Here is a 22,919-nt window from a genome sequence, read left to right as displayed (position 1 = left end):
TTATAGCCTCTCAACCTGTGAAAACTTATAGTAAATCTTAACATCTTTATTTTCAGTTACTTCGATTTTATCAACAAAACGTAGTAACATCTCGGATGTTAATTTATTGAACTGCAAAAACCCTTTAAGTTGTTCTATGATGGCAGAGATTTTACTTGTTTCGTGACTTTCTGCCATCTCCTTTTTTAACTCTGCTTTTTCTAACTCTAGTTGTTGCAGCTTTTTTTGAACCATACTTACAAAGTCATCATAATCCTGTTTAGATATATCCTCGTTAATAAACTTTTTTAAGACGTTCCGCTATAGATCTATTTGTTTTTGAACTTGTCGTTCAATAGACTCTAGTCTAGACTCGTTCTTTTTTGCGGTAGCCTTGACCTTTTTTTCAATCTTACTTTCTAGGTTAGGATGATCTAAACTACTAGACATTTTCTTAAGGTCATCAAGGATTATTTCAGTTAGTTCTTGTTCCTTTATTGCGTGATTAGAACAGGCTTTTTTTCCATGTTTGGCATACGTTCCACAAATATAACCTTTACGGTTGGCACGATACCACATGCCATTACCACATTCAGAACAGTAAGCCATATTTGTAAAAAGGTGCTTACTCTTCCTAGTTCCACTGCGACCTCTTTTAGCCTTTTGTTCAAGTAGTTTTTGTACTTGTTCAAATACCTCTCTTGAAATGATAGGCTCATGAGCGTCAGAAATGGTTATCCATTCACTTTGGTCATTTACCTTACGTGTCTTATTGGTCACGTTCATAGTAGTTTCTCTGCCTTGTACAAGGTCTCCTACGTAGTGGGGGTTCTTTAATTAATATCTTTTTAACAGTAGAACCTTGCCAATATAGACCTGCATTAGCTTTCTTAATCAGTTTGGAAGGTGTAGGTATATCTCTATTTGTGAGATACCTAGCGATTTTGTCATGCCCCCAACCTTCTAGATACTTGTCAAAGATTTCACCTACAATATCTACTGTATAATCATTTCTAAGTAATAGTTGTCCTTTATGAAGTTTATAGCCATAGGGAGGAATGCTACCCATGAATTTTCCGCTTTTGTATTTCATGTGGTAAACAGACTTGATACGGTCACTTATTCGTTGACTTTCACTTTCATAAATCCAAGCATATAGACCGAACATAGCTTGTTTTGAAAAGTCTTGTGTATCAACTTTACCGTCTAAAGTGATTAAGCGAACTCCTTTAGTCTCTGCCACACGCTTTAGTTGATATAGTAATTCAACATTACGATCTAACCTACTTAATTCCTTAGCTACAATAACATCAAATTCCTTATTTTCAGCGTCTTGGATGAGTCTTTTTAACCCCTCACGCTTGTCTGTAGTTCCTGTTTGAACGTCTGTATAGAAGACTCGTTGAATATTCATTAATATCTCCCCTTTCAACCATAGCAATCGTTCTATGCGGGGGATAAGTTGCGATATTTTTTACGATAATTAGCTAGTGTAGGAAACCAGCCTAATAAAACTCCTGAATGGAATATAGTCAAAAGGAAGAAAAGTGGAAATATAATTGAATATAAGAAATTAAAATGATACGTAATAAAAAAAACAATATGAATTGGTGCACTTGCCCTCCGCTCTGCGTTGGTTAAGGTGCACAGGTCACACGCTAAGCTCGTGCCTTTTTATAGATATTTAATAAGGTTTAGAGTTAAAGAATAAAGAGAGGAGCGATAGCGACTCTCGTTGATTGGTTCCCTTTATCCAACGTAGCGAAGCGGAGGGGGATAAAGGGAAGTATATACTTATTAAGATAATGTATCTAACTGATATTCAAGAAATCTCTTAAGTGAAAACTGTGGGAGCACTGTGGCTCTAGGGATGAAGGGGCTTTTTTTAGGTTCAGGAAATGCCCGATAAGTCGATAAAAAACCCCTATTTTTGGGGGTTAAATAGAAAGATAGTCTTTAAGGTTTTGTCAGGTTTCCCCCCTTTTCTATAAAAGATAAAGGGATTTATCATGTAAGCATTGTTTACTTCCCCTTTGCTTACCTCAGCAAATACATACATATCGCTTAATTTAAGTTTGAGAAGTTTCCTGTAAACTGTCTTTTCGTCTACACCAACAATCCTTGCAATATTTTTCTTATTAGAGGTCTGATTAACAAAGGATTTTTTTCAATAGGGTTTTCACATAAGAAGTTAGTCTCCTTATTGACATATGGGAGTAGCTTGTATATAAATCCTAAGTCCTTAGCGTTGACTGACTTATATAACTTTTTTAGAGTAGTAGTATAAGACCTGATAAGGTTAGTTACATTACTATTCCCTTTCCAAGGTATTAGGTCTAGGCAGAACCGCCTTCTGAATATCATTTTTATTCATAGGATCCTTATATTTACTGCCTTTAATAAGAAGTCCTCCAAAGTCCATAAAACATTGAAGGTATAAAAGGTAGCCACAGTGTTTTTCTTCAAGTGTTCTTATCACTTCTTTTTTATACTGTCCATATTAGAACATGTATAAGATGGTTGTTCCCTAGAATTTTTGATAAGCTCTTTGTAAGCATTGACTTTCTTTCTAGAAGTAATTAGAAACTCCCCATTATCAGGAATTGAAACCATTTTTTCTTCTGTGTCGTAATCATAACCTTGCTTTATTCCATTAGGTAGCTCATTTGTATATGTTATTCCCATGGTTTAACCTCCTAAGTTAATAATCTCTTTAGTAATCGTTCCATGTAACTTAAAAGTTGCACTAAAAAACCCACCGAAAAGGTGGGGGATTAGATTTCAGCACCGTAAGGTAAAGCGTTCTGTATTTCGTCATCTGTATAGCTCTCAAATAATCTACTAAAGAACTGATTAGAACTAAGTAGGGATAACCTGAATACCTCCTATCCTCATATGGCTTAGAAATGGCAGTTAGTTGTTGCAGTTGTATCTTTGCCTTAACCCCCTCCACTGTGAAAACAATTCTAAACTTCTCAAGAACTCTTGCAGCTTGTTCGAGGGTAAGTGTGTGAGAAAAATTTTTGACCTCACCACTTTTTAAAAAGTTCTCTAATTCTTCTTGAATAACCCTAATAGAGCCACCGATTTTAACCGTTGGAATTTCTCCTTTCTTAGCAAGAGCATAGACTTTGCATTTTGATAGTTTGAGTAGTTCAGATACATCTTTAACAGTAAGTACTTTCATTTAAACCATCCTTTTAATTTAACTTCATTAACAATATAAGAAAGGAAAACAAAAAATTAACAAAGAACGTAAAGCAGTATCAACAACGGATTGAAATTCCCTCTTTTCAACGGTCCCAAATTCCCTTTTATCACCGTTAAATTTGGACTGGTGCTATTCCAGCTTTTTGCTTCTCACGAAGCCTATACGAATCGCCCTTTACATTAAATGTGGTTGCGTGATGAAGTAAGCGGTCTAAAATAGCGGTTGCTAACACTTCATCTCCAAATATTTTTCCCCAGTCAAGGAACGACTTATTGGAAGTAATAAGTATTGCTCCTCTTTTATCATATCTTTTTGAGATAACTTGAAATAAGATATTCGCACTAAGTTCGTCAAAAGGGAAATAGCCTAATTCATCTAAAATTAATAGATCTGGGCGGCTCCAACGTTTGATGACACGATTTATTAAACCTGCTTTGTCCGCTTTCTTACACTCATTGATAAAGTCATCTGCTCGAATAAAAAGGGCGGAATACCCTTTGATAATGGCTTCCATTGAAAAGGCGACAGATAAATGAGTTTTCCCAACTCCTGGTGGCCCTAAAAGTAAAACATTTTCTCCATTCTCAATAAACCGACAGGTTAAAACCTCTTTCACCCTTTTCTCACTAATGCTTGGTTGGAACTCAAAGTCAAATTCATGAATCGTCTTTTGGAAGGGAAGCTTCGCTTTAAGGATCCTTTTTTCTAGGGCTAACGAATCTCTTTTTTCCATTTCATTTAATAGAATAGTGTTAAGAAACTCAGAATATGGTACATTATCTTTAGATGCATCTTCTAAAAGACCATCAATTTGGTCAGCTGTATGGTGCCATCCCATTTGTGATAGTCGTTCGATTAGAAGTTGAGTAGACATTATGTTTCGCTCCCTTCTAATTGTTCATACACTTGAAGAGAACGTTGTTCTACTTCAAGCTCATTGGGTTGATGGAGACGGGTCGCCAAACCTTTTTGTGTCTCTTTCAACCCTTTATAATGTTCTAGATTCATATGCATTTCTGTTTTTCCATAGAGAATAGGGTGTTTAGCGATACATTCGTATTCGTCATATACTTCTATATGATGATCGAGTGTTTCTTTTATTTTCACTGATTTCCCTACAAACCGGTACGGAACAGAATAACGTTTACCTCTGTATGAGATAAAGGAATCTCGACTCACTTCTCGTATTTCCCACTTAGCTATCGGGAAGACAGGCTTCAAATTACTTGTTTTTAAATATTTCGTTTCGAGATTAAAGCGTTTAAGTGGCGATTCATTCGTTGTGGCATTAGGCTTTAAGTTCGCTGTCTTATCCAGCCATTTCCTTACGTTTTCATTAAGTGCTTGAATGGTCGGCTCATGCTTACGCTGCATAAAATTCTTCTTTAAATATCCAACGACATTTTCTACTTTTCCTTTTGTTTGAGGGCGATGTGGTTTACATGCCTTCGGCACAATCCCATAATAAGCTAAGAAGTCTTCAAACTTTTGATTAAACCGAATTTCAATGGGGGAGTGCTTGATAACCGCAGTTTTCATATTGTCATAAAGAATTTGTTCAGGAACTCCATTAAAATAAGCAAAGGCATTCATATGACATTTCATTAATGTTTCTAAATCCATGCTTGTTGTAAATTCTACATACTTCATACGAGAATAACCAAGTACCATGACAAAGGCATAAACCTCTTTCTCCAACCCATCCACTAAATATTTACCCACATACCCCCAATCCATCTGAGCTTGTTTTCCAGGAGGTGTTTCAAACCGCAAGGTTGCCTGCTTCTTAGGATTAACACGATGTGGTTTTACAAACTCTCTTAATATCGTTAATTTCCCTTGGTAACCTAATGATTGAATTTCATCAAATAATACTTCGCAATTGGTTGTCCCTTCTTTTATTCTTTCAAAGATGTATGACTTATAGGGATCTAATTTACTTGTTCGTCCTTCTCCAGGTTTCTTTTCAGGCAATGTATCGAGCTTTATATATTTTCGTATTGTTTTTGGATCAAAGCCTGTCTCCTCTGAAATCGCCTTGATTGTCCATCCTTTCTGATACAGTTCTCTAATCATGAAAAATTCCCCAATCTTGACCATAGTTTCGCCACTCCGTTAGTGTTTTGTTTTGAAACTATTGTCCGTTATTTTAGGGGAATTTGAAACCGTTGTTATTAGGGATTTTATCACCGATGCTTACAAGCAGAATAAATCTTTCTAATTCTGATGAAAATTTTGCTAACTAATAGGGATAATGTACGTCAAAAGAATAGATGTTTTAGGCGTTGAGGGGGAGCGAACGTAGGTATTTTATATAGAATAATGAAGGTATCTAAGTATAATTCTTAGTAGATAGTAACAGAACAAAAGAGGGTAATCAGAAAAAATGACTAGAAGGAAAAGGGACACACATTTTAAAGGTTCTAATGAGATAGGGTAAGGATGACGTACAAGCAAAATTTGTAAAAATTTGTTACAGAGAGGACGAGGGCTGCAGCTATTGGTAAGAACATAATCAATTCATTCGATAGTGGGTCAGGTGAGTGTTTATAGTTTATAGTTTATAGTTTATAGTGGTGGTGTGGTCTCCTACTATACATATAAGCTATTACACAAATTTCAACATAAATACCCCCACATAAAAAAAGTAAATGTTAATCATTCACAGACCTAATAGCAACGATACTAATTACTGAATTATTTTAAACATTTAGTCGGATTGGTTGGTAATTATATGGTATATTTATACTATTGGACAGTGGGAGGGATAATAATGGCTAGAAATGTCAATAATATAGCAAATGTAAATTCAGAAGAAGATGTTAGAGAATGTAATAGTAGTAGTGTTTTTAATCCTACGGATGAACAAATCACCACTATCATCCATTCATTAAATACATTAAATCAAGTTGAGATTTTAAATATTATAGGAAGTTTTAATATTTCTATTGATCGTGACACTGTAAAGAAAAAAATGGAGTTAATACAATACCTCATATACGGCTTTAAAAAAGGAATGTTTAATGAAAGTCTATTTAATGAGTTAAGAAGTCAGGCTTTTAATCCTGATATTGATAGTACAGATGGCTTCTTTTTTTCTTTTGAAGCTGATACCCCAAATATTACCGAAGAAGGTCTAGAGTCATTTTTGAATGACTGGAATGAGGTTAATGATGATAAAGCGATTGAGTTTCTAGAATTTAATGATCAGAGTGCTACATTTTTAGTAACAAAACATACAGATAAGTTTATTTTTGATCAAGAAAGTATGTTTAGTATAAAATATAACGATGAAAAAAGAGCTAAAGTTGTGGTGCACTTTGATAAGAGTATTGTATATGTTCAAACTACAAATACTGTAATTTATAATGCAATAAAAACAATCATTAAAGTATTCTTGCAAGACCTATTAGATATTGAAAAGCTCTTTATAACACCTCCAAAGATGAGCAAAAATCTAAGTCTTACTTTTAATGATGACTATACAGCAGCTACAGAAGAGAACTCTGTTCATCCAAATACTATTAAACTACTAGATATTTTATTAGAATTAGACGCACCAAGTTCTTCTTTTAGTGGTTTTGAATGTGTCAATATAACTCTCGATCACGAAGATACTATCAACCGAAGAGACGCAAAATCCAAAATAGTTTCTCAAAATTATGGTGGAGGAGACTTACTCAAGAATAAAGTCGTAAAGGACTTAATACTTAGTAATAGGATTATTTATGATATAGAATTTATTATAGAGTATAATCATGTGGATAATGAGGGACATATTAGTAAACAACTTGTTACGGTAGGAATGATTAATGATAGAAAAAGTTCCCTAAGAATTTTTATTAAAAATAGTGATTACAATATCCGACAGGTAATTAAGAATGCATATAGTGAGCTTACTAGCGTATTTATATCTAACTATGGTCAGTCACAATTAAGAAATGAGGATAACATAAAAAAACTGTTAGGACTTTCTTAAAATGAAGACAAATGATAGTGTTTTTTATGAGGCTATGCTATATACATTTAAGGATCAGGAAAAGTTTTGGGAAATTTTTAGGCGAGTTATAAACGAAATTGAGATAAGTGAAGGAATTTATTTTAATGTGAATATATTAGATAAAAAAATACATAATAGTATGTATTCTTTTAGGGTTGATAAAAACAAAGGTCATATACAGGTTTACATCACAAATAATTTAATGTGGATGTTTGTTGAAGACGTATTTGAATATACAAATTTACTAAAAAAAATTGAGTCGAAACTAAGCAAGTATATGTCTAAGATATGTGTAACCAACAAATATTTTGTTGACTCAATCTTTAATAGTAATTTTAGTAATAACCTCCTAGAAATAAATATTGAAGGTGAGGACATTTCTGAGTTTGAAGCAGAAACCTTTACTGGAAGTTTTATAAATAAAACTTTTGAATATAGGAACATCATTAACTTTAGTGATATTCACATTAGATACCTTAAATTCCAACCTCTTAAATTAAATGCTGTCCTCACACTTAGGTATCCTAATGTAATTCAGTTCAGTGATTATATTGATTTCAAGATGTATCAGAACTTAATTAAAAGCTTTTCATCATATATTTATAAAACAAATAGAAAATTTTTATATTTTCATAAAGGAGAAGGAAATGAGGAAAATAACAATAGCAACTGCTAGTGATGGGTATAAACTTGAAGAAATAGGTCACCAACCTTGGCATGAATATGATGGAATTTCTATAGATTTCATATTAGACTTCAAACATATACCGGAGAAAGAATATTTATTAAAAGTTATTAGTTTAACTAAGGAATTTGATTGGATTAACGTGGAAGATGATACTTTTATATTTGATCTTGAGAAAATTAAGAGAAACTTTAATGTGTTTTCAGAATGTAAATGGATGAAGAGCTATATTAAGCTTAAGCCTAACTATGAACCAGCATTGGATGACTCGAAATTTATAGTAAGTTTCTCTGCAACAAAGAAAGAAATTGAAGTTAATTCTCCAAAGAAAATTTTCTTGAGTCATAAAGGTGCAGATAAACCACTAGTTAGAGAGTATTTTCTACTTCTAAAAGAATTAGGGTTTGATCCATGGTTAGATGAAGACGCAATGGCCGCTGGAACAAAGTTGAATAGAGGAATATACCAAGGATTTAAAGAGTCATGTGCAGCTATTTTTTTTGTAACTCCGTCATTTAAGGATGAAGATCATCTTGAAGACGAAGTAGATTACGCGATAGATGAACAAAAAGAAAAAGGCGACAAGTTTGCTATTATTACATTGGCTTTAAAAGATCCAGATGGAAAAACCGGAGAAATTCCTGGCCTGTTAAGAAAATATGTATATAAAGAACCAAGTTCACAACTTGAAGCATTTAGAGAGATTATTAGGGCTCTCCCTTTAGAAACAGGAAAAAAAGTATGGAAAAATTAAGGATAGTGCATTGATATTAAAGACTATTCTGCTTTTTAGCTAGTCTAGGTTAATTTGGGTATGAATGATGGTAATATCATTAATAAATGGTATTACCGTTTATTTTTTTAGTAGTATAGTCGCCTTTGAATGTGTCTGTGAAATGTATTCAACACAGGTGGAGTGCGTGGTACAATTGACGATGAAATGAGTGAAAAAAATCAAAAGCAGGTGCCCAAAGCATTACTAGTGGGTCACCCGCTTTTTTTAATCACTTTTTCACTGATTCCTTCGATTAATCGCTTCTGCTTGTCGATAGGCGTCGACCATGCCCCAAATCCACATGAGCGGGTATGTGATAAAACCAATAAGAACAAACATGAGAAGTCCGTTAATAAATTGAATAATCATAAAGAAAATGCCTTTTCCAATTTGACCATTATAAATTTGCCCGAGACCAGACCATAATGCGCTTAATACAGCTGCAAGCCCACGTTGTAACTGCTAGACTAAATTGAACAGTTTTTGCTTGATAAAAATGAACACTTTCTGCTAATTAACCTCCAATCAGTTAAAATCAAGAAGTATGAATATGACTGATGTACTGGAGGATCGGGAAGGTGTTGAAATTAGAAGTGATTGTAGAAGTTCATCAATTGAAACAACAGGGATTTAAAGTTGCAGCTATTGCAAGAAAATGCAATTTATCCAGAACAACTGTTTATGAATATCTAGAAAAAGATTTTGAGGAAGCTTATAGGTGGGTGGATGACTTAAAGACAAGAAAAAGAAAACTTGATCCTTTCGAGGATCAAATTTTAGGCTGGCTAAAAGATCATCCAGATTTATCTGCCTCACAAATCTCTGATTGGTTAGAGGAACGTTGTTCGTTCACTGACATAGGTGATAGTACGGTTCGTACATATGTTAGGGAACTTCGGGAGAAGTATCATATACCTAAAACCGTCACATTTAGAAGTTATGAAGCAATAGAAGAATTACCAAAAGGAAAACAAATGCAAGTAGATTTTGGAGAATTAAAGATTAGGACATTTGAAGGGAAATGGATAAAAATATATGTAATTGCCTTTGTACTTTCTCACTCACGTTATAAATATGCGGAGTGGCAAGATCGGCCTTTTACTACTCGTGATGTGTTACGTTCTCATGAGAATGCATTTGAATATTACGGAGGCAGAACAGACGAAATTGTATATGACCAAGATAAGCTTATGACAGTAAGTGAAAATGGAGGCGACATTATATATACAGAAGAGTTTCAAGCTTATAAACAGCAAAGAGGGTTTTCGGTTTATTTGTGTAAAGCAGCAGATCCAGAAACTAAAGGTAAGATTGAAAATGTGGTGAAATTCATTAAAAGAAACTTTGCGAAAAATCGAGTGTATCATCAGCTAGAGACTTGGAATGAGCAATGTTTAGCTTGGCTTGATAGAAAAGGAAACTATCAAGTACATAACACAATAAAACAGAGACCTATCGAAGTGTTTGCCCTGGAAAAGCCACACTTACGAGAAGTCTCCTCCCTACTCTCTTTCGAGAGTAACCATGGAACAAGTATAACAAGAACTGTCCATAAGGACAATATTATCAAATTTCAATCGAATCGTTACTCGCTACCACTTGGAACTTATAAACCACAGGGAGATAATACCGTTTATATTCGAATTGATAAGGAAGAACTGATTATCGAAAAGAATCCTGGAGGTAAACTATTAGCTACCCATCCTCTTTCAAGAAGAAAAGGGCAGCTGATAAAGAACTCGGATCATTCAAGAGATAAGTCAAAAGGTATACAAGCATATATGGAAACGATAAAAGCTTCTTTTGATGATCAGAAAAAGATTCAACTATTTCTTGAAGAAGTTGAAAAGCGATATCCGAGATACTTGCGAGATCAGTTACAGATTTTAAGCAGAGCAGTAAAGAACTTTGAACCATTTACTGAATCTGCCTTAGAAATTTGTATTAAACAGACCTTATGGAGTGCTAATGATTTTCATGATGTTGTTAGACATTTAGCGAGGATTCAAGATCAAGAGAGTATTATACCCTCAACTGATATTCCAATTGTAGAAATGTCCTCCACTTACTACAAAGAAAAAGCATTGGTTAGAGAACTAGATGGTTATCTTAAGATTTTAGGAGGTGTGTAAGTTGGAATACTCAGTAGAGAGTTTACAAAGACAACTGCATCATTTAAGAATGTCCGAAACATCTAAGGAGCTGCCTTCTTTTTTGCGGAAAGCAGAGTCACACTCATGGACCTATCAAGAGTTTCTTCGGGAAATACTTTCTTATGAGGAAAATCGTCGAGAAGAAAAGATGATCGAAAAACACTTGAAGTGGGCAAAGTTCCCTTATCAAAAAAGTCTTGATGAGTTTGATCTTAAGGAATTGCCATCACTTAGTAAGAGACAATTAAGACAGCTCCAAGAGCTCTCTTGGCTTGATGAATCTTTTAATCTAATATTTTTAGGGCCACCAGGTGTTGGCAAAACGCATATAGCTATTGGGATTGGGTTAGAAGCTATTCATAAAGGACACCGTGTGTCATTTGTGTCCATGGGAGAATTAATCCCTCTATTAAAAAGTGAGGAGTACCTCCGTAAATCTCAACTAAAAATGAAGAGAATTAGAGAAGCTGATCTGATAATAATTGATGATCTTATGTATATGGCCATGGATCAAAATGAAGCTAATCTCTTTTTCCATCTAATTAATCATCTTTATGAACGAAGTTCTATTATTCTTACATCAAATAAAGGACCAGAGGAATGGGGTGAATTAATAGGAGACAAAGGAATAACAACGGCGATTTTAGATCGCCTTCTCCATCGCTCTGAAGTTGTTCACTTTGATGGAGCCAGTCATAGAATTAAGTATCGAGAGTCTTTATTTCAAGCGAAAAGTGTTCAAAATTAATGAGCAAAATGTGTTCAGAACTACTTGACGGTTACACAGGGTTTTTCATCGGTTGAAAATGTGACAAGACAATCCCTCCTTTGTTTGAAACTCCATAAAGAATTATACCACGTTTCATGATCCCGCTTAATCTTGAGTTGGTGGAGAAATAATCATCTGCTAAGAAAAATCAATGATTCTACTAAGTCATTCGCCTTGCTTCTTCTTCTTCATTTCGTATAGTATGTAAAAAAGGATGTAGGAAGGAGTGGTCGAATGAAGCTTTACAAAGCGCATTTCTTGCATCCCTACACACATGTGCCATTAATTGTTTATTTTAATGAAAGCAACGGTGTCGTTTCATTTGAAAAGGATGAAGAAATGATTAAGCTGATCTGGACATTTGAAAAAGAGATGAAAGATCGTGAACAGTTTATTGCGAATATAGAGAAGGCCTCTTATATGTGTCAATCAAGTTATTCTGTCCCTACATTTGATGATGTTTTTGAATTTTTAGGCAAGCTAGGCTTACGAAAAGAGGACCTTCAATTTAAACAAGTTCTCATTCACTAATCTATTAACTTTATAAAGCTTTGAAGCAAAGATTAACCAGAAACCATTATGAGCTGCTGGGCTCTTCCCACGAGGAAAATAAGGTATTGCCCTCTTTTTGACAGAAGAAAAAAAGCCATACGACAAAGCCACGATTTCTGAGAACCGTGGCTTTGTCGTAATTATTCATCTTCTACAACTGGGTATACTCCGTTTTCATCGTGAGTTTCAGTTCCGGTGATGGGTGGGTTAAACACGCATACCATGCGCATATCTGTTTTTGCACGAAGTAGGTGTTCGTCATGTTCATCTAAAGCATAAATTTCATTTTTCTTGATTGGCCAGACCTTCCCGTCCTTTAATGTTTCTACTTCACCTTCACCTTCGATACAGTATACCGCTTCTAGGTGGTTTTGGTACCAAATGTGTGTTTCTGTACCTGCTTTGATAATCGTGTCATGGACAGAGTAGCCCATGCCATCTTTTTTTAGAAGTAGACGGCGACTCGTCCAGTTGTCTGCCTTCACTTCTTGGTCTGTACCGATAATATCATTTAATGCAACGACTTTCATGTTGTTTGCCTCCTTGTGAATGACGAATTATTGTGCAACTGGTTCTTTTGCTTTTAAAATACTTTTTACACTTTCCTCTAGGATTTCAAGGCCTTTTTCAAGCCCCTCATTATCAATAATTAGGGGAGGGAATAGTTTAAATACTTCATCATCTGGGCCAGATGTCTCCATGATTAAGCCACGCTTAAATGCTTCTGCTGCCACCTTTGATGCGAAGCCTTCAACCTCAGACATGATTCCAACCATAAAACCTCTGCCTCGTACTTCACCTTTAATTTCAGGGTACGTTTTTACAATGTTCTCCAAGAATTTGTAAATTCTATCAGACTTCTCTTGGACGGATTTTTCTAGGCGATCATCTTCCCAGTAGGAAAGAGCAGCAGTGGCTGTAACGAATGCGTGGTTATTACCACGGAAAGTTCCGTTGTGTTCACCTGGCGCCCAAATATCAAGCTCAGGACGGAACAATGTAATCGCAAGTGGTAACCCATACCCACCGATTGATTTTGATAAACAAACAATATCAGGTTTAATGCCAGCTTTTTCGAAGCTGAAAAAGGTTCCAGTCCGTCCGATGCCTGCTTGCACATCGTCGATGATAAGAAGAATGCCCCAACGCTTACAAATTTTTTCGATACGCTGTAACCACTCCATGCGAGCGGCATTAATTCCGCCTTCTCCTTGAACCGTTTCAAGAATCATCGCTGCAGGAATATCGACACCACTTCCTCCATCCTCAAGAAAACGTTCAAGGTAATCTAATGAATGAAGATCTTCATTAATGAAATTGTCATATGGCATCGTTACAACGTTTGTAAGCGGGATACCTGCGCCTTTGCGCTTAAATGCATTTCCAGTAACGGATAATGAACCAATCGTCATTCCGTGAAAGCCATTTGTAAAGCTGATGATATCCGTACGTCCGGTTACTTTTCGAGCTAGCTTTAATGCACTTTCAACAGTATTTGTTCCAGTAGGACCTGGGAACATCACTTTATAATCAAGGCCTCGAGGTTTAAGAATCACCTCTTTGAATTTTTTGAGAAATTCCGCCTTAGGTACAGTTGCCAGATCAAGAGAATGGGCAATTCCGTCATCCATGATATATTCAATTAGCTTTTTCTTCATCATCTCGTCATTATGTCCGTAATTTAGAGCGCCAGCACCTGAGAAAAAATCAATATACTCTTTACCCTTTTCGTCCCACATTTTGTAGCCTTTGGCTTTTGTAAAGACCGTTGGAAAACTTCTGCAGTAACTACGAACCTCTGATTCTAACTGTTCAAATATTTTCATATCCGTTAGTGAGTTATTCATCTTGTCGTTTACTCCTCCTTTAAAATTACATACACATACTAGGTATGGGTATTTCGACGATTGTACAATACCCTATTTTCTATCCTTCAAACTTTAAAGTTAAGACATTCATTTTTATTTTTTTAATGGTCCGATTCGAAAATTCAATTCTTCCTCATGTTCGTCACCAGGGAACAAATCTTTCGAGAAGCACTCGGTTACTTTACACTTTGTATGATGAGTGCGCGCAAGCTTTCGGAATAAGGATTGTGAAGCTTTGTTTGAAGGGGTGACAGTTGCTTCAACATAGCGAACATTAGAGCAGCCTTCGCGATTAATTAACTCCTCTAAAAGCCGTGAAGCTAATCCTTTTCCCCTTTGTGAAGAATCAACACCAATTTGCCATACGAAGACGGCATCTTGGCGTTCTGGAGGGATAAACGCGGTGACAAAGCCAACAACTTTATTATTTTCCTTTGCGACAACACATGTTTCAGCAAAGAACTCACACATCATGATGTATTTATAAGGGGAGTTCGTATCAAGAGTTGAATTGTTTACCAATTCCCACATTGCTGCACCGTCTTCAACAGATGGTTTTTCAAAGGTAACTGTGTCAAGTGTTCTTGGAGGGGCAGTTGCGATTTGACTATTAATGGTAATTCCTCCTTCTGGATACTTTTTTAATTAATAACCAAAATAAAATTTATCAAACGGCAAAAATCATTTTGTTTGGCTAATCTGCTGTGATTGATAAGTACTATTTCATGATATAGGGCTTTATGTTGTTTACGCAAACGAGGTTATTGATGATAAATGGGGCTTAGAAGGCGTAAGAACGGATAACACTCGGTAAGGACGTTGCTCTTATGGAATGCTACTGTATTGTTAAGTTTTCAAACAAATTGAAAAAATCCACCAATAAAAGAAACCTGGTAAAAACAGTAAAAACCCTTGCCGTGACAAAGGTTTGCGGCTTCTCAAGAAAAGGATGGAGAACAATAAAAAAGAGAGAGAACTTTTTTAAAAAAAATGAGAGTCAGGTTCGTGGATTGTGAACCTGACTCTCATTTATATGCTTTATTTCTTTTTTTGGCGCTTTTTAACCCGTTGATCAGCAGCCTTTGAACGAGCTTGTGCTTCTAAATCATCTGCGTCTGCTATTTCCGCTTGGTATTGAACATCCTGCATCGCTTGCTGTTGCTGGTTTTTTCTTTTTTTGGCCATGAATAGATGCCTCCTTAGGTTCGGTAAATCAAAAGAAGACGTAAAATCATTGTCTTCCATGCTTACTTTAACCTTTTGCAGAAGGGCCATGCATGTTAGATTTTGGCGTTGCGAGCAGCTCGATCCGCTCTTTTAAAGTCGGAAGCATAGCGTACTTCCTGTGCCTTTTTTAACCACTTTTTTTCTTCTTGCGCTCGATGTTTTTTCCTTTCCAATTATGCACCCTCACTTTCATACGGTAATAACCATAGTGTGGGCAATGGATAAGAAAAATATGTCAATAACATTAAGCTTCTTTTGCTTCAACGATTTCTTGTTGTTCACTGCGCATGAGGTAAAGGTGATATTGGTCTTTTTCAATTTGAAAAAGGTCGTACACTTCACCATGCTGATTAATCTTCTCGTAAATGTCAGAGCGCAGCTCGTTAGCAAGGGTGGTGTATGGAAGTTTACTTGCAGCCTTAATGGAGCGGATGTTTTCTTTTCGAATTCGCATAAATACCGTTTGAATATCGCAATAGAAAAACAATTCCTCGAAGAAGGCATCTTTTGCAAGCTTGTTATAGCCTTTTCCAAAGTAGGGCTTTCCAATCCAAGTACCTAAAAACCCACTATTTTCATTAATATCAAAAAGATTAATGGTTCCAATTGGGTTGTTCCATTCATCTAAAATGGTGCGAGAAATAAGTTCGCCCCGTTCTTCAGCCTCAATTGTCTGTTTTGTCAGGAAAACAAATTCCTCATAAGAATAGGCCTTCTGACGAACAAATGGAAAAACAGACGGATCAATCATAAGCTCATATAGAGCATGGGAATCGGCGACATCGCGCTTTTTCAAGATCATAAAAAGCCCTCCTTATGAGGGCAGATGTGTCGTTCCACCCTCGAATTTAATAAACGTGCATATCAAATTCGGGGTGGGAATCGAACCCACTAGAACCAGTCAAGCTGGTGGCGCACCAATTGCCTTCCCAAAGCTTATATAATTTTAAATTACCTGATAATCCTTAATTTTTAGCTGAATACAGTAAAAAAATTCATTATTATTTAATATTGCACGTAGATGCTCGTTAATCCTTTTATATAATACTTTTTTTCTTCCAAAAAAGAAATGGTTTTTCAAAAAAATTTTTATGAAATTTTTGTTAAGGCTCGTTACTTTTTAAGCAGGTTTTCAAGGGCTGGCTTTAGCTCTTGAAATTTATAAGGATACGCCATCTTTTTTGCGATTTCAGGTAATACCCTTTGTCCATCCAAGACAAGGGTACTCATTTCTCCTAACATAATTTTTAATGCTATTGCTGGAGCGGGAGCCCAATGAGGACGGTTCGTGACATCTGCAAGGGCTTTACCGAAGGGCTTCATTTGAACCGGATTTGGCGCTGTTAGATTGAAGGGACCTTCGATTGAAGGTTCTTTCAGAGCAAAGAGCATCATCCCAATCACATCGTCAATATGAATCCAAGAAAGCCATTGTTTGCCTGAACCAATGGTCCCTCCCACAAGTATTTTATATGGAAGAAGCATTCGCGGGAGTGCCCCCTCCTCTTTGTGAAGAACAATTCCAATTCGTGTATAAACGGTTCGAACACCGTATTCGGCTGCCCTTGACGCAGTTTCCTCCCAACGCTTAACCACGGTTGCTAAAAAGCCTTGATTGACTGGATTTGATTGTTCAGTAAATGTTTCTGTCTCAGAATTTCCGTAATAACCAATAGCTGAAGCGTTAACGATTACTTCTGGTTTTTTCTTTAATGTTGAAATCAGGTCAATGACAGCGTTTGTTGCATCAATTCGACTTTGCAAAATTTGCTTCTTCCGCTCTTTCGTCCAGCGCCCATCCCCAATCGATTCACCCGCAAGGTTCACAATTGCATCAATTCCCTCTAGCTCAAGCGCAGGTTGAGCACCATCTGTAAGCCATTTAACAAAGGTGAGCCGTTCTTTGTTTTCTTTTCCTGCTAAGCTTCTTGTTAAAATAAAGACCTCATGTCCTTCGTCGATAAGAACATCGGATAATTTTGTACCTATAAATCCTGAGCCGCCTGAAATCGCAATTTTCATAGTCATACCTCCGTAATGATGAGATCCTTCGTAGATAAGAAAGAAAAAAGCTTTCCCTTTAAAAGCTTGTGTCCCTATACCCATAATAAGCTAACTTAAGTCATTGAAAAACGGAAAAAGGCTATTCAATAATCCCCCTTCTTTTTTGAACATGTCCTTACGTGCTATGATGAAGAGGAGATTTATTAAAGGGGACCCTGAACCATGGTTAAAATTACACGAATTGTTATACAAAAACGAAATAATGAACGGTTTAATGTGTATGTTGACCGAGGGAATGGAGAAGAATATGGCTTTAGCGTGGACCAAAATGTTTTAGTCAAGCGAGGGCTAAAAAAGGGGCTTGAAATTGAAAAGAATGAACTTGATCGCATCATTTATGATGATGAAATAATGAAGGCTTTTCACCTATGCCTGAATTATTTGTCCTTTCGAATGCGGTCAGAAAAAGAAATAAAAAATTATTTGCTGGAAAAAGGGCGCGAGCAGCCGATCATCGATGAGGTGATTGAAAGGCTTAAAATGCAAAATTTAGTCAATGATCGTGCCTTTGCCAAAGCATATGTTCATACAAAGCAAAAAACGACGTCAAAGGGACCCCAGCTTCTAAAGCAAGAACTAAAGGCGAAAGGGGTAGGCGAGACGTTTATTGAAGAAGCCTTGAGCGCATATTCCCATGAGGAGCAAAAAGAATTTTTAAAGAAGTGGATTGAAAAGCAGAGTCAACGGTCAACTAAAGATTCAGCAGCTGTGTTTAAGCGAAAGCTTGGAAATCGGCTGCTTCAAAAAGGGTTTTCATATTCCGTCATTGAATCGGCTATGGAGCAAGTCAACTTAGAGATCGATGAAAATGAAGAATGGGAGGCATTATGCCTTCAAGGTGAAAAAGCATGGCGAAAATATCAAGGCAAATTAAAAGGGTGGGAGCTTCTTCAACGTGTAAAACAAACGCTCTATCGTAAAGGCTTTCCCCTGCATTTAATCGAACAATATTTGAGTCGTTTAGAAAAAGAGAATGAATAAATAAAAAGAGAGAGGAATGAAAGAACGTATGGAAGAGAAGCGATTTAGCGAGATGAGTGAGTTTGAGCTACGTACAGAAATTGGTCGTTTAAATGAAAAAGCAAAGAAAGCAGAGCAGCTAGGAAGAACGAATGAGTTTGCTGTCTACGAGCGACGAATGCTAATGGCACAAGCCTATTTGTTAAACCCTGAGGATTTTCAACCAGGTGCCACCTATTCAATTCTTGATGGAGATGAAACCTTTCAAATATCATATATGAATGGACGATTTGCTTGGGGGTACCGAAACAATCAAACGTCATTAGAAGCTGTTCCGATCTCGTTATTAGGAAAAAAAATAAACTGAATCAACAGAAGAAGTCACTTCCCTTCTGTTGATTCGGTAAGAAACTTAAGAACGCTTACGTGTTTCAACGGCTAATACATGATTATGCAGGCTTTGTTGGGTTTCACCATTTACTTGCTGGAATGCATGCTTTGGATTTGCTCTTGGTGATTGGAATGGATCCTGATACGGGAAATTTTTTCTCTCCTTACCCATAGTGGCACCTCCAAAATGATCGTTGTTTCGACACGAACGACACACTCAAGTTCATTACTTTCGTGATTCATTTGATTGAAACATTCGCTCTGTTGGATGTGTGTTCGTTGAACCATCGGCACGTTTTGATGCGTACATTTCTTTAGCGCGCGGTTCTCCTGATAATGAAATCCGATTTGGAAAGCCTTTTTCTTTATTTCTCATTGGTGAAACCCTCCTTTCTAAATCGGTTCTCTTTTAGTATGGAGTGAAGAAGTGATGTTATGTTAGATAATTGTTGTCAAAGGAGGTAGTCCTTAATGGAAGAACGATTTGAGCGGTTGGCAAATGAGCTGTTATTGCTTAACAAGAACTTAACCTATGGACAGGCACGCACATGGGTGGAAGGACTATGGGAGGATTTTGAAGCAACACGTGCCAAAGCAGGTCGCACATATCAGGGGCTAGAGATGACTGAACAAATTGTCAGGAAGTGGATTAAACAATATGGTCCGTATTTGCATAAGTATTCCTCAGAGAAAGAAAAGTTTAAGCATTTTAACAAGCATGAGCATCTAAAGCATTAGAAAAACCTGGCTTTCGCCACGTTTTAGCGAAAGCCTTCGTTATTTCTAAGGAACGTAAAGGATATGTCGTTTAAGCAATTTCTAGCTTAAAGCAGCTCCGTAAAAAGGGGGTGCCTACTGTTACGTATGAGTGACAACATCTAGCTTTTTTTGCAAGGTTTCCTCACTATAAACCCAGCCGGTGTAAGAGCTCAGGATCGACAGGTTGTGATCGAGCTGTACGATCGCAATAAAAGGATAGTGACCTTTTGAGCGGTAGCGGAGGTCATAAAAGCGAACTTCGATCATGTCATCTGTCTCTTTAATAACCCAGCGATAAGTCGGTGAGAAAGATAAAAAAGCGGACAAGTTCTCATCTTTTTTCGCTGCCTTTAAAATTTTCGTTTCTGGAATCGGTTCAAATGGATACTGCTCGTATAACTGTAGCTGACTGTCGCTTGCTTTTGCGACATAAAGCATATCAGGTGTTCGGATGACAACATGCCAGTGCGTCCATTTTAAAGTGGGTGAAACAAAAATATGAGAAGCAATTGGAAATTGACGACGGGCGAGCTTTACAACATTTCTTTTTGATTTGATGCGCCATATATAGTAGAAGACAAGCAATACGTATAGGCTTATGAAGGCTTCAGCAGGTCCGAGACCAAGCTGCCATAAGAAAATGGCTCCAAGATGTGTAAAGAAAATGAACGGATCAAAAATATTGATCACGCCAAGTGCAACCCAACGTTTGGTTATTGGCCGAAGTGCCTGCGTCCCATAAGCATTGAAAATATCAACAAACACATGCAAAAATACGGCAATAAAAGACCAAAGTAACAAGGTGGCAAAAGACGCTTCAGGAAAAAAAAGAAGAAGCGATCCACTGATAAGTAAGGGCCATAAGAATAGAGCCGGAATCGAATGTGTAATACCACGGTGATTTCGAATATAAACAGCATTATTACGGAGTTTCAAAACCGTATCGAAATCTGGTGCTTGTGAGCCGACAATCGCTGCAATCATGACTGCTTGCTTCATAACAGGGTCATTTGCAACAACTGGATCAAGGGTAGCCAGCCCACCAAGCGCAATCCCCATAACGACATGGGTACCTGTATCCATTGATTTGTTGCCTCCTTCGGTGTTTTCATTATTATTGGCTAAGCCAAGCAAGTTTAAATGGCAATTATTGTTTTTGAGGTCGTTACAATCGTGATTTATTTCGATGAAGCATTGTGAGCGAAGATTTCTATGCTCACAGTACAAGTTTTTCTAGTTATCTTAACATGTTTGATAATTTATTTATACCCGTTTTCGATAAGAACAAAAAGGGGATGTTAGAGAATGCCACAACCTCTACAAATTTTTATGGAATATAAAATAGAAGAACAAAAAATAGACGAGTATGAACGAGAGATGGAACGTATTTTAGCGACTTTACAGGAGTTTGGAGCATCAAACATTCAATGGTTTGTTGCGGCTGATCAACCTCATCTCTATGTTGAAATGTTTGAAGTGCCTACAGCTTCCCATTATCATGCGATCAAAAAGCTTCGGCAGTCAGAAGAGCACCGAGTATTCGGGAGCATTACACCGATGATAAAAGGGGGCGCAAAACAGATCCATTGCTGGGCATTTGAAAAAAGGAAAGGACAGGGGGAAAAATCGTGACACACGAACAACTCAGAGATTTTGACATCGAGAAATTTCAAGAGGATCTTATTTCTTGGTTCGAAGCTCACAAGCGAGACTTACCTTGGCGAGAGAATAAAGATCCTTATCGTGTCTGGGTTTCAGAAATTATGCTTCAACAAACAAGAGTGGATACAGTGATTCCTTATTTTCAAGCATTTATGCGTCATTTTCCAACGATTGATGCATTGGCTGAGGCAGAGGAAGAAAAGGTTTTAAAAGCGTGGGAAGGGCTTGGTTACTATTCAAGGGTTCGGAATTTGCAAACAGCTGTAAGAGAAGTGAAGGAGCATTACGGTGGACAAGTCCCAGCCACGAAAGAAGAAATCTCGAAATTAAAGGGGGTCGGACCCTATACAGCGGGAGCGATTTTAAGTATTGCTTATGGAAAACCAGAGCCGGCAGTCGACGGGAATGTTATGCGTGTATTGTCCCGCATCTTATTGATTGAGGACGATATTGCAAAAGCAAAAACAAGAAAGATCTTCGAAGGGATCTTGTACGAATTAATCTCAAAAGAGAACCCTTCTTTTTTTAATCAAGGCTTAATGGAGCTAGGCGCTCTTGTCTGTACCCCCACTTCACCTGGTTGCCTGCTTTGTCCAGTTCGTGAGCACTGCCGGGCATATGAAGCCGGTATGCAGTCAAGCTTGCCAGTAAAAGCGAAAAAACAAAAGCCCAAGCATAAACAAATTGCTGCACTTATCCTCCGTAATGAGGAAGGGAAAGTACTCATTCAGCGACGTCCAGATACAGGGCTACTCGCCAAGCTATGGCAATTTCCAAACGAAGAGACGACAAGCCTTGAAAAGGAAAAAGAAGAGCTCATTCACTATTTTAGAAAGACGTTTAATCTTACGGTAAAAATTGGTGCGCATGTTCAAACAGTTGAACATATTTTCTCCCATTTAATTTGGAATATACATGTGTACGAAGGAATGATTGTTGATGGGATGGTTCAGGAGGAAGACGGTGTGAAATGGGTCAGTCGCCAAGAAATTGAGGACTATCCGTTTCCAGTCTCTCATCAAAAAATAATTGCTGCAAATGTTTAATGGAAAGGGTTGAGAACAAATGGATTTGCAATTAAACGGAAAAGTCGTGCTAATTACTGGCGGTTCGAAAGGAATCGGCTTAGGTATTGCGAAAGCTTTTACTGAAGAGGGAGCGCAGGTTGCCATACTTGCCCGCGGGGGAGAAGGCTTAGAAAAAGCGAAAAATGAGCTTGGGGATGTATTCACGGTTCAAGCTGACGTCACAGTTGAAAAGGAGCGCCAGCAAGCCTTCAAAATAGTTCTCAACCATTTTGGAACGGTTGATGTCCTCATTAATAATGCAGGTGGAAGCAATGGAGGCAAGATTGCCGATACAGACATGCGTACCTTTGAAGACGCTTTTGCATTAAACTATTTTTCTGCTGTTCATTTTAGTAAGCTTGTCCTTCCAATCATGAAAGAGAAGCAGTCTGGGGCCATAATAAATATATCATCAATTTTTGGACGAGAATCAGGAGGAAAGCCGACCTACAATAGCTCAAAGGCAGCGATGATTAGCTTTACGAAGGCACTAGCTGATGAAGGGATTAAAGATGGAATTCGTGTCAATGGTGTTGCACCAGGCTCGATTTTACATCCAACGGGGAATTGGCAACGCCGGCTAAAGGAAAATCCAGACAAAATCAACCGTTTTGTTGAAGAGGAAATCCCCGCAGGTCGGTTTGGAACCGTTGAGGAAATTGCAAATGTCGTCGTTTTTCTGGCATCTCAGAAAGCGAGCTGGGTTGTTGGGGCCACCATCAATGTCGATGGCGGTCAATCAAGAGCAAACTTTTAAAAAAGGAGAGGCTGGGACGAACAATGCACAACCTTAGCGGA

Annotated in this window: 30 protein-coding genes; 12 read left to right on the top strand and 18 right to left on the bottom strand. The window is 37.2% G+C overall.

What is annotated here, in order from left to right; all coding sequences use genetic code 11:
* From BLT_RS24560 to istA (BLT_RS0117165), 7 genes are all read right to left on the bottom strand, one after another.
* Complete coding sequence (locus BLT_RS24560; RefSeq protein WP_236611109.1) at positions 1 to 234, bottom strand: DUF4368 domain-containing protein; 234 nt, start codon at positions 232 to 234, stop codon at positions 1 to 3.
* A gap of 66 nt (positions 235 to 300) precedes the next feature.
* The gene (locus BLT_RS24755; protein WP_268871138.1) at positions 301 to 765 is read right to left on the bottom strand and encodes a recombinase zinc beta ribbon domain-containing protein; all 465 of its coding nucleotides are present in this window, start codon (positions 763 to 765) and stop codon (positions 301 to 303) included.
* On the bottom strand, positions 749 to 1,393 hold the full coding sequence (locus tag BLT_RS24550) for a recombinase family protein (protein WP_268871137.1): 645 nt from the start codon (positions 1,391 to 1,393) through the stop codon (positions 749 to 751). The genes BLT_RS24755 and BLT_RS24550 overlap by 17 nt, the downstream gene beginning before the upstream one ends.
* Before the next feature lie 1,061 nt (positions 1,394 to 2,454).
* Positions 2,455 to 2,664, bottom strand: coding sequence for a hypothetical protein (locus tag BLT_RS0117185; RefSeq protein ID WP_017728980.1), 210 nt, complete (start codon positions 2,662 to 2,664; stop codon positions 2,455 to 2,457).
* Positions 2,665 to 2,725: 61 nt separating this feature from the next.
* On the bottom strand, positions 2,726 to 3,166 hold the full coding sequence (locus tag BLT_RS22250; protein WP_017728979.1) for a helix-turn-helix domain-containing protein: 441 nt from the start codon (positions 3,164 to 3,166) through the stop codon (positions 2,726 to 2,728).
* A gap of 136 nt (positions 3,167 to 3,302) precedes the next feature.
* A complete protein-coding gene (gene istB, locus BLT_RS0117170) occupies positions 3,303 to 4,064 on the bottom strand; it encodes an IS21-like element helper ATPase IstB (protein WP_017726154.1) in 762 nt (253 codons plus the stop codon).
* Positions 4,064 to 5,290 carry an IS21 family transposase gene (istA, locus tag BLT_RS0117165; RefSeq protein ID WP_017726155.1) on the bottom strand — a complete coding sequence of 409 codons (1,227 nt, stop codon included), beginning with the start codon at positions 5,288 to 5,290 and terminating at the stop codon, positions 4,064 to 4,066. Before istA (BLT_RS0117165) ends, istB (BLT_RS0117170) begins: the two co-directional genes overlap by 1 nt.
* 673 nt (positions 5,291 to 5,963) lie before the next feature.
* On the opposite strand from istA (BLT_RS0117165), the gene BLT_RS0117160 reads away from it, so the two are divergent.
* The 3 genes from BLT_RS0117160 to BLT_RS0117150 are packed head-to-tail and all read left to right on the top strand — an operon-like array spanning position 5,964 to position 8,629.
* Positions 5,964 to 7,169, top strand: a complete 1,206-nt coding sequence (locus tag BLT_RS0117160; RefSeq protein WP_017728978.1) for a hypothetical protein — start codon at positions 5,964 to 5,966, stop codon at positions 7,167 to 7,169.
* Between the two features lies 1 nt (position 7,170).
* Positions 7,171 to 7,866 (top strand): hypothetical protein, encoded by a 696-nt coding sequence (locus BLT_RS0117155; RefSeq protein WP_017728977.1) that lies wholly within the window; start codon positions 7,171 to 7,173, stop codon positions 7,864 to 7,866.
* The gene (locus BLT_RS0117150) at positions 7,838 to 8,629 is read left to right on the top strand and encodes a toll/interleukin-1 receptor domain-containing protein (protein WP_017728976.1); all 792 of its coding nucleotides are present in this window, start codon (positions 7,838 to 7,840) and stop codon (positions 8,627 to 8,629) included. Before BLT_RS0117155 ends, BLT_RS0117150 begins: the two co-directional genes overlap by 29 nt.
* Before the next feature lie 258 nt (positions 8,630 to 8,887).
* Here the strand turns inward: BLT_RS0117150 and BLT_RS24750 are convergent, their stop codons facing one another.
* Positions 8,888 to 9,019, bottom strand: a complete 132-nt coding sequence (locus BLT_RS24750; protein WP_268871136.1) for a hypothetical protein — start codon at positions 9,017 to 9,019, stop codon at positions 8,888 to 8,890.
* Positions 9,020 to 9,207: 188 nt separating this feature from the next.
* On the opposite strand from BLT_RS24750, the gene istA (BLT_RS0117140) reads away from it, so the two are divergent.
* The 3 genes from istA (BLT_RS0117140) (at position 9,208) to BLT_RS0117130 (ending at position 12,103) form a co-directional block, all read left to right on the top strand.
* Positions 9,208 to 10,782 (top strand): IS21 family transposase, encoded by a 1,575-nt coding sequence (istA, locus tag BLT_RS0117140; protein WP_152414397.1) that lies wholly within the window; start codon positions 9,208 to 9,210, stop codon positions 10,780 to 10,782.
* Position 10,783: 1 nt separating this feature from the next.
* Positions 10,784 to 11,551, top strand: coding sequence for an IS21-like element helper ATPase IstB (gene istB, locus BLT_RS0117135; RefSeq protein WP_017728973.1), 768 nt, complete (start codon positions 10,784 to 10,786; stop codon positions 11,549 to 11,551).
* A 255-nt stretch (positions 11,552 to 11,806) separates the two neighbouring features.
* Entirely contained in the window at positions 11,807 to 12,103 is a 297-nt protein-coding gene (locus BLT_RS0117130; protein WP_017728972.1) for a hypothetical protein, read from the top strand.
* 161 nt (positions 12,104 to 12,264) lie between these two features.
* Here the strand turns inward: BLT_RS0117130 and BLT_RS0117125 are convergent, their stop codons facing one another.
* The 7 genes from BLT_RS0117125 to BLT_RS0117090 form a co-directional block, all read right to left on the bottom strand.
* Complete coding sequence (locus tag BLT_RS0117125) at positions 12,265 to 12,654, bottom strand: ectoine synthase (protein WP_017728971.1); 390 nt, start codon at positions 12,652 to 12,654, stop codon at positions 12,265 to 12,267.
* A 27-nt stretch (positions 12,655 to 12,681) separates the two neighbouring features.
* Entirely contained in the window at positions 12,682 to 13,971 is a 1,290-nt protein-coding gene (gene ectB / locus BLT_RS0117120) for a diaminobutyrate--2-oxoglutarate transaminase (protein ID WP_017728970.1), read from the bottom strand.
* A 114-nt stretch (positions 13,972 to 14,085) separates the two neighbouring features.
* A complete protein-coding gene (gene ectA, locus BLT_RS0117115) occupies positions 14,086 to 14,607 on the bottom strand; it encodes a diaminobutyrate acetyltransferase (protein WP_051045266.1) in 522 nt (173 codons plus the stop codon).
* Positions 14,608 to 15,030: 423 nt separating this feature from the next.
* A complete protein-coding gene (locus tag BLT_RS23360; RefSeq protein ID WP_017728967.1) occupies positions 15,031 to 15,177 on the bottom strand; it encodes a YfhD family protein in 147 nt (48 codons plus the stop codon).
* A 95-nt stretch (positions 15,178 to 15,272) separates the two neighbouring features.
* Positions 15,273 to 15,392: a YfhE family protein gene (locus BLT_RS23355; RefSeq protein ID WP_081599689.1), complete on the bottom strand. Its 120-nt coding sequence runs from the start codon at positions 15,390 to 15,392 to the stop codon at positions 15,273 to 15,275.
* 71 nt (positions 15,393 to 15,463) lie between these two features.
* A complete protein-coding gene (locus BLT_RS0117095) occupies positions 15,464 to 16,018 on the bottom strand; it encodes a GNAT family N-acetyltransferase (protein ID WP_026105179.1) in 555 nt (184 codons plus the stop codon).
* Between the two features lie 314 nt (positions 16,019 to 16,332).
* Positions 16,333 to 17,241, bottom strand: a complete 909-nt coding sequence (locus BLT_RS0117090) for a TIGR01777 family oxidoreductase (RefSeq protein WP_017728965.1) — start codon at positions 17,239 to 17,241, stop codon at positions 16,333 to 16,335.
* Between the two features lie 204 nt (positions 17,242 to 17,445).
* Between BLT_RS0117090 and recX the strand changes: the two genes are divergently transcribed.
* Both recX and BLT_RS0117080 read left to right on the top strand, forming a co-directional pair.
* Positions 17,446 to 18,264, top strand: coding sequence for a recombination regulator RecX (recX, locus tag BLT_RS0117085; RefSeq protein ID WP_017728964.1), 819 nt, complete (start codon positions 17,446 to 17,448; stop codon positions 18,262 to 18,264).
* Positions 18,265 to 18,280: 16 nt separating this feature from the next.
* A complete protein-coding gene (locus BLT_RS0117080) occupies positions 18,281 to 18,610 on the top strand; it encodes a YfhH family protein (RefSeq protein WP_017728963.1) in 330 nt (109 codons plus the stop codon).
* Positions 18,611 to 18,655: 45 nt separating this feature from the next.
* Here the strand turns inward: BLT_RS0117080 and BLT_RS23350 are convergent, their stop codons facing one another.
* Entirely contained in the window at positions 18,656 to 18,805 is a 150-nt protein-coding gene (locus BLT_RS23350) for a YpzG family protein (protein WP_017728962.1), read from the bottom strand.
* A 54-nt stretch (positions 18,806 to 18,859) separates the two neighbouring features.
* The gene (gene sspK / locus BLT_RS0117070) at positions 18,860 to 19,009 is read right to left on the bottom strand and encodes a small, acid-soluble spore protein K (protein ID WP_017728961.1); all 150 of its coding nucleotides are present in this window, start codon (positions 19,007 to 19,009) and stop codon (positions 18,860 to 18,862) included.
* A gap of 95 nt (positions 19,010 to 19,104) precedes the next feature.
* On the opposite strand from sspK, the gene BLT_RS0117065 reads away from it, so the two are divergent.
* The gene (locus BLT_RS0117065; RefSeq protein ID WP_017728960.1) at positions 19,105 to 19,371 is read left to right on the top strand and encodes a YfhJ family protein; all 267 of its coding nucleotides are present in this window, start codon (positions 19,105 to 19,107) and stop codon (positions 19,369 to 19,371) included.
* Positions 19,372 to 19,491: 120 nt separating this feature from the next.
* Here BLT_RS0117065 and BLT_RS0117060 read toward each other — a convergent pair whose 3' ends face one another.
* Positions 19,492 to 20,475, bottom strand: a complete 984-nt coding sequence (locus tag BLT_RS0117060) for a metal-dependent hydrolase (protein ID WP_017728959.1) — start codon at positions 20,473 to 20,475, stop codon at positions 19,492 to 19,494.
* Positions 20,476 to 20,697: 222 nt separating this feature from the next.
* On the opposite strand from BLT_RS0117060, the gene BLT_RS0117055 reads away from it, so the two are divergent.
* From BLT_RS0117055 to BLT_RS0117045, 3 genes are read left to right on the top strand one after another with little or no spacing between them, the layout of a single operon-like run.
* Positions 20,698 to 21,024: an MFS transporter gene (locus BLT_RS0117055; RefSeq protein WP_017728958.1), complete on the top strand. Its 327-nt coding sequence runs from the start codon at positions 20,698 to 20,700 to the stop codon at positions 21,022 to 21,024.
* The gene (gene mutY, locus BLT_RS0117050; RefSeq protein WP_017728957.1) at positions 21,021 to 22,100 is read left to right on the top strand and encodes an A/G-specific adenine glycosylase; all 1,080 of its coding nucleotides are present in this window, start codon (positions 21,021 to 21,023) and stop codon (positions 22,098 to 22,100) included. The genes BLT_RS0117055 and mutY overlap by 4 nt, the downstream gene beginning before the upstream one ends.
* A 19-nt stretch (positions 22,101 to 22,119) precedes the next feature.
* Positions 22,120 to 22,878, top strand: a complete 759-nt coding sequence (locus BLT_RS0117045) for an SDR family NAD(P)-dependent oxidoreductase (protein ID WP_017728956.1) — start codon at positions 22,120 to 22,122, stop codon at positions 22,876 to 22,878.
* Positions 22,879 to 22,919 lie beyond the last annotated feature (41 nt).

Origin of the sequence: Halalkalibacterium ligniniphilum (genome assembly GCF_000334155.1) — a bacterium.
Lineage (GTDB): Bacteria > Bacillota > Bacilli > Bacillales > Bacillaceae_D > Halalkalibacterium > Halalkalibacterium ligniniphilum.
The sequence above is the reverse complement of the archived record's forward strand: the minus strand, read 5'-3'. Positions and strand labels throughout refer to the sequence as shown.

Bases quoted from the DNA above. Each gene is read 5' to 3' on its own strand.
- BLT_RS24560 (WP_236611109.1), bottom strand. From the start codon at position 234: ATGGTTCAAAAAAAGCTGCAACAACTAGAGTTAGAAAAAGCAGAGTTA.
- BLT_RS24755 (WP_268871138.1), bottom strand. From the start codon at position 765: ATGAACGTGACCAATAAGACACGTAAGGTAAATGACCAAAGTGAATGG.
- BLT_RS24550 (WP_268871137.1), bottom strand. From the start codon at position 1,393: ATGAATATTCAACGAGTCTTCTATACAGACGTTCAAACAGGAACTACA.
- BLT_RS0117185 (WP_017728980.1), bottom strand. From the start codon at position 2,664: ATGGGAATAACATATACAAATGAGCTACCTAATGGAATAAAGCAAGGT.
- BLT_RS22250 (WP_017728979.1), bottom strand. From the start codon at position 3,166: ATGAAAGTACTTACTGTTAAAGATGTATCTGAACTACTCAAACTATCA.
- istB (WP_017726154.1), bottom strand. From the start codon at position 4,064: ATGTCTACTCAACTTCTAATCGAACGACTATCACAAATGGGATGGCAC.
- istA (WP_017726155.1), bottom strand. From the start codon at position 5,290: ATGGTCAAGATTGGGGAATTTTTCATGATTAGAGAACTGTATCAGAAA.
- BLT_RS0117160 (WP_017728978.1), top strand. From the start codon at position 5,964: ATGGCTAGAAATGTCAATAATATAGCAAATGTAAATTCAGAAGAAGAT.
- BLT_RS0117155 (WP_017728977.1), top strand. From the start codon at position 7,171: ATGAAGACAAATGATAGTGTTTTTTATGAGGCTATGCTATATACATTT.
- BLT_RS0117150 (WP_017728976.1), top strand. From the start codon at position 7,838: ATGAGGAAAATAACAATAGCAACTGCTAGTGATGGGTATAAACTTGAA.
- BLT_RS24750 (WP_268871136.1), bottom strand. From the start codon at position 9,019: ATGATTATTCAATTTATTAACGGACTTCTCATGTTTGTTCTTATTGGT.
- istA (WP_152414397.1), top strand. From the start codon at position 9,208: ATGTACTGGAGGATCGGGAAGGTGTTGAAATTAGAAGTGATTGTAGAA.
- BLT_RS0117130 (WP_017728972.1), top strand. From the start codon at position 11,807: ATGAAGCTTTACAAAGCGCATTTCTTGCATCCCTACACACATGTGCCA.
- BLT_RS0117125 (WP_017728971.1), bottom strand. From the start codon at position 12,654: ATGAAAGTCGTTGCATTAAATGATATTATCGGTACAGACCAAGAAGTG.
- ectB (WP_017728970.1), bottom strand. From the start codon at position 13,971: ATGAATAACTCACTAACGGATATGAAAATATTTGAACAGTTAGAATCA.
- BLT_RS23360 (WP_017728967.1), bottom strand. From the start codon at position 15,177: ATGGCCAAAAAAAGAAAAAACCAGCAACAGCAAGCGATGCAGGATGTT.
- BLT_RS0117090 (WP_017728965.1), bottom strand. From the start codon at position 17,241: ATGAAAATTGCGATTTCAGGCGGCTCAGGATTTATAGGTACAAAATTA.
- recX (WP_017728964.1), top strand. From the start codon at position 17,446: ATGGTTAAAATTACACGAATTGTTATACAAAAACGAAATAATGAACGG.
- BLT_RS0117080 (WP_017728963.1), top strand. From the start codon at position 18,281: ATGAAAGAACGTATGGAAGAGAAGCGATTTAGCGAGATGAGTGAGTTT.
- BLT_RS23350 (WP_017728962.1), bottom strand. From the start codon at position 18,805: ATGGGTAAGGAGAGAAAAAATTTCCCGTATCAGGATCCATTCCAATCA.
- sspK (WP_017728961.1), bottom strand. From the start codon at position 19,009: ATGAGAAATAAAGAAAAAGGCTTTCCAAATCGGATTTCATTATCAGGA.
- BLT_RS0117065 (WP_017728960.1), top strand. From the start codon at position 19,105: ATGGAAGAACGATTTGAGCGGTTGGCAAATGAGCTGTTATTGCTTAAC.
- BLT_RS0117060 (WP_017728959.1), bottom strand. From the start codon at position 20,475: ATGGATACAGGTACCCATGTCGTTATGGGGATTGCGCTTGGTGGGCTG.
- BLT_RS0117055 (WP_017728958.1), top strand. From the start codon at position 20,698: ATGCCACAACCTCTACAAATTTTTATGGAATATAAAATAGAAGAACAA.
- BLT_RS0117045 (WP_017728956.1), top strand. From the start codon at position 22,120: ATGGATTTGCAATTAAACGGAAAAGTCGTGCTAATTACTGGCGGTTCG.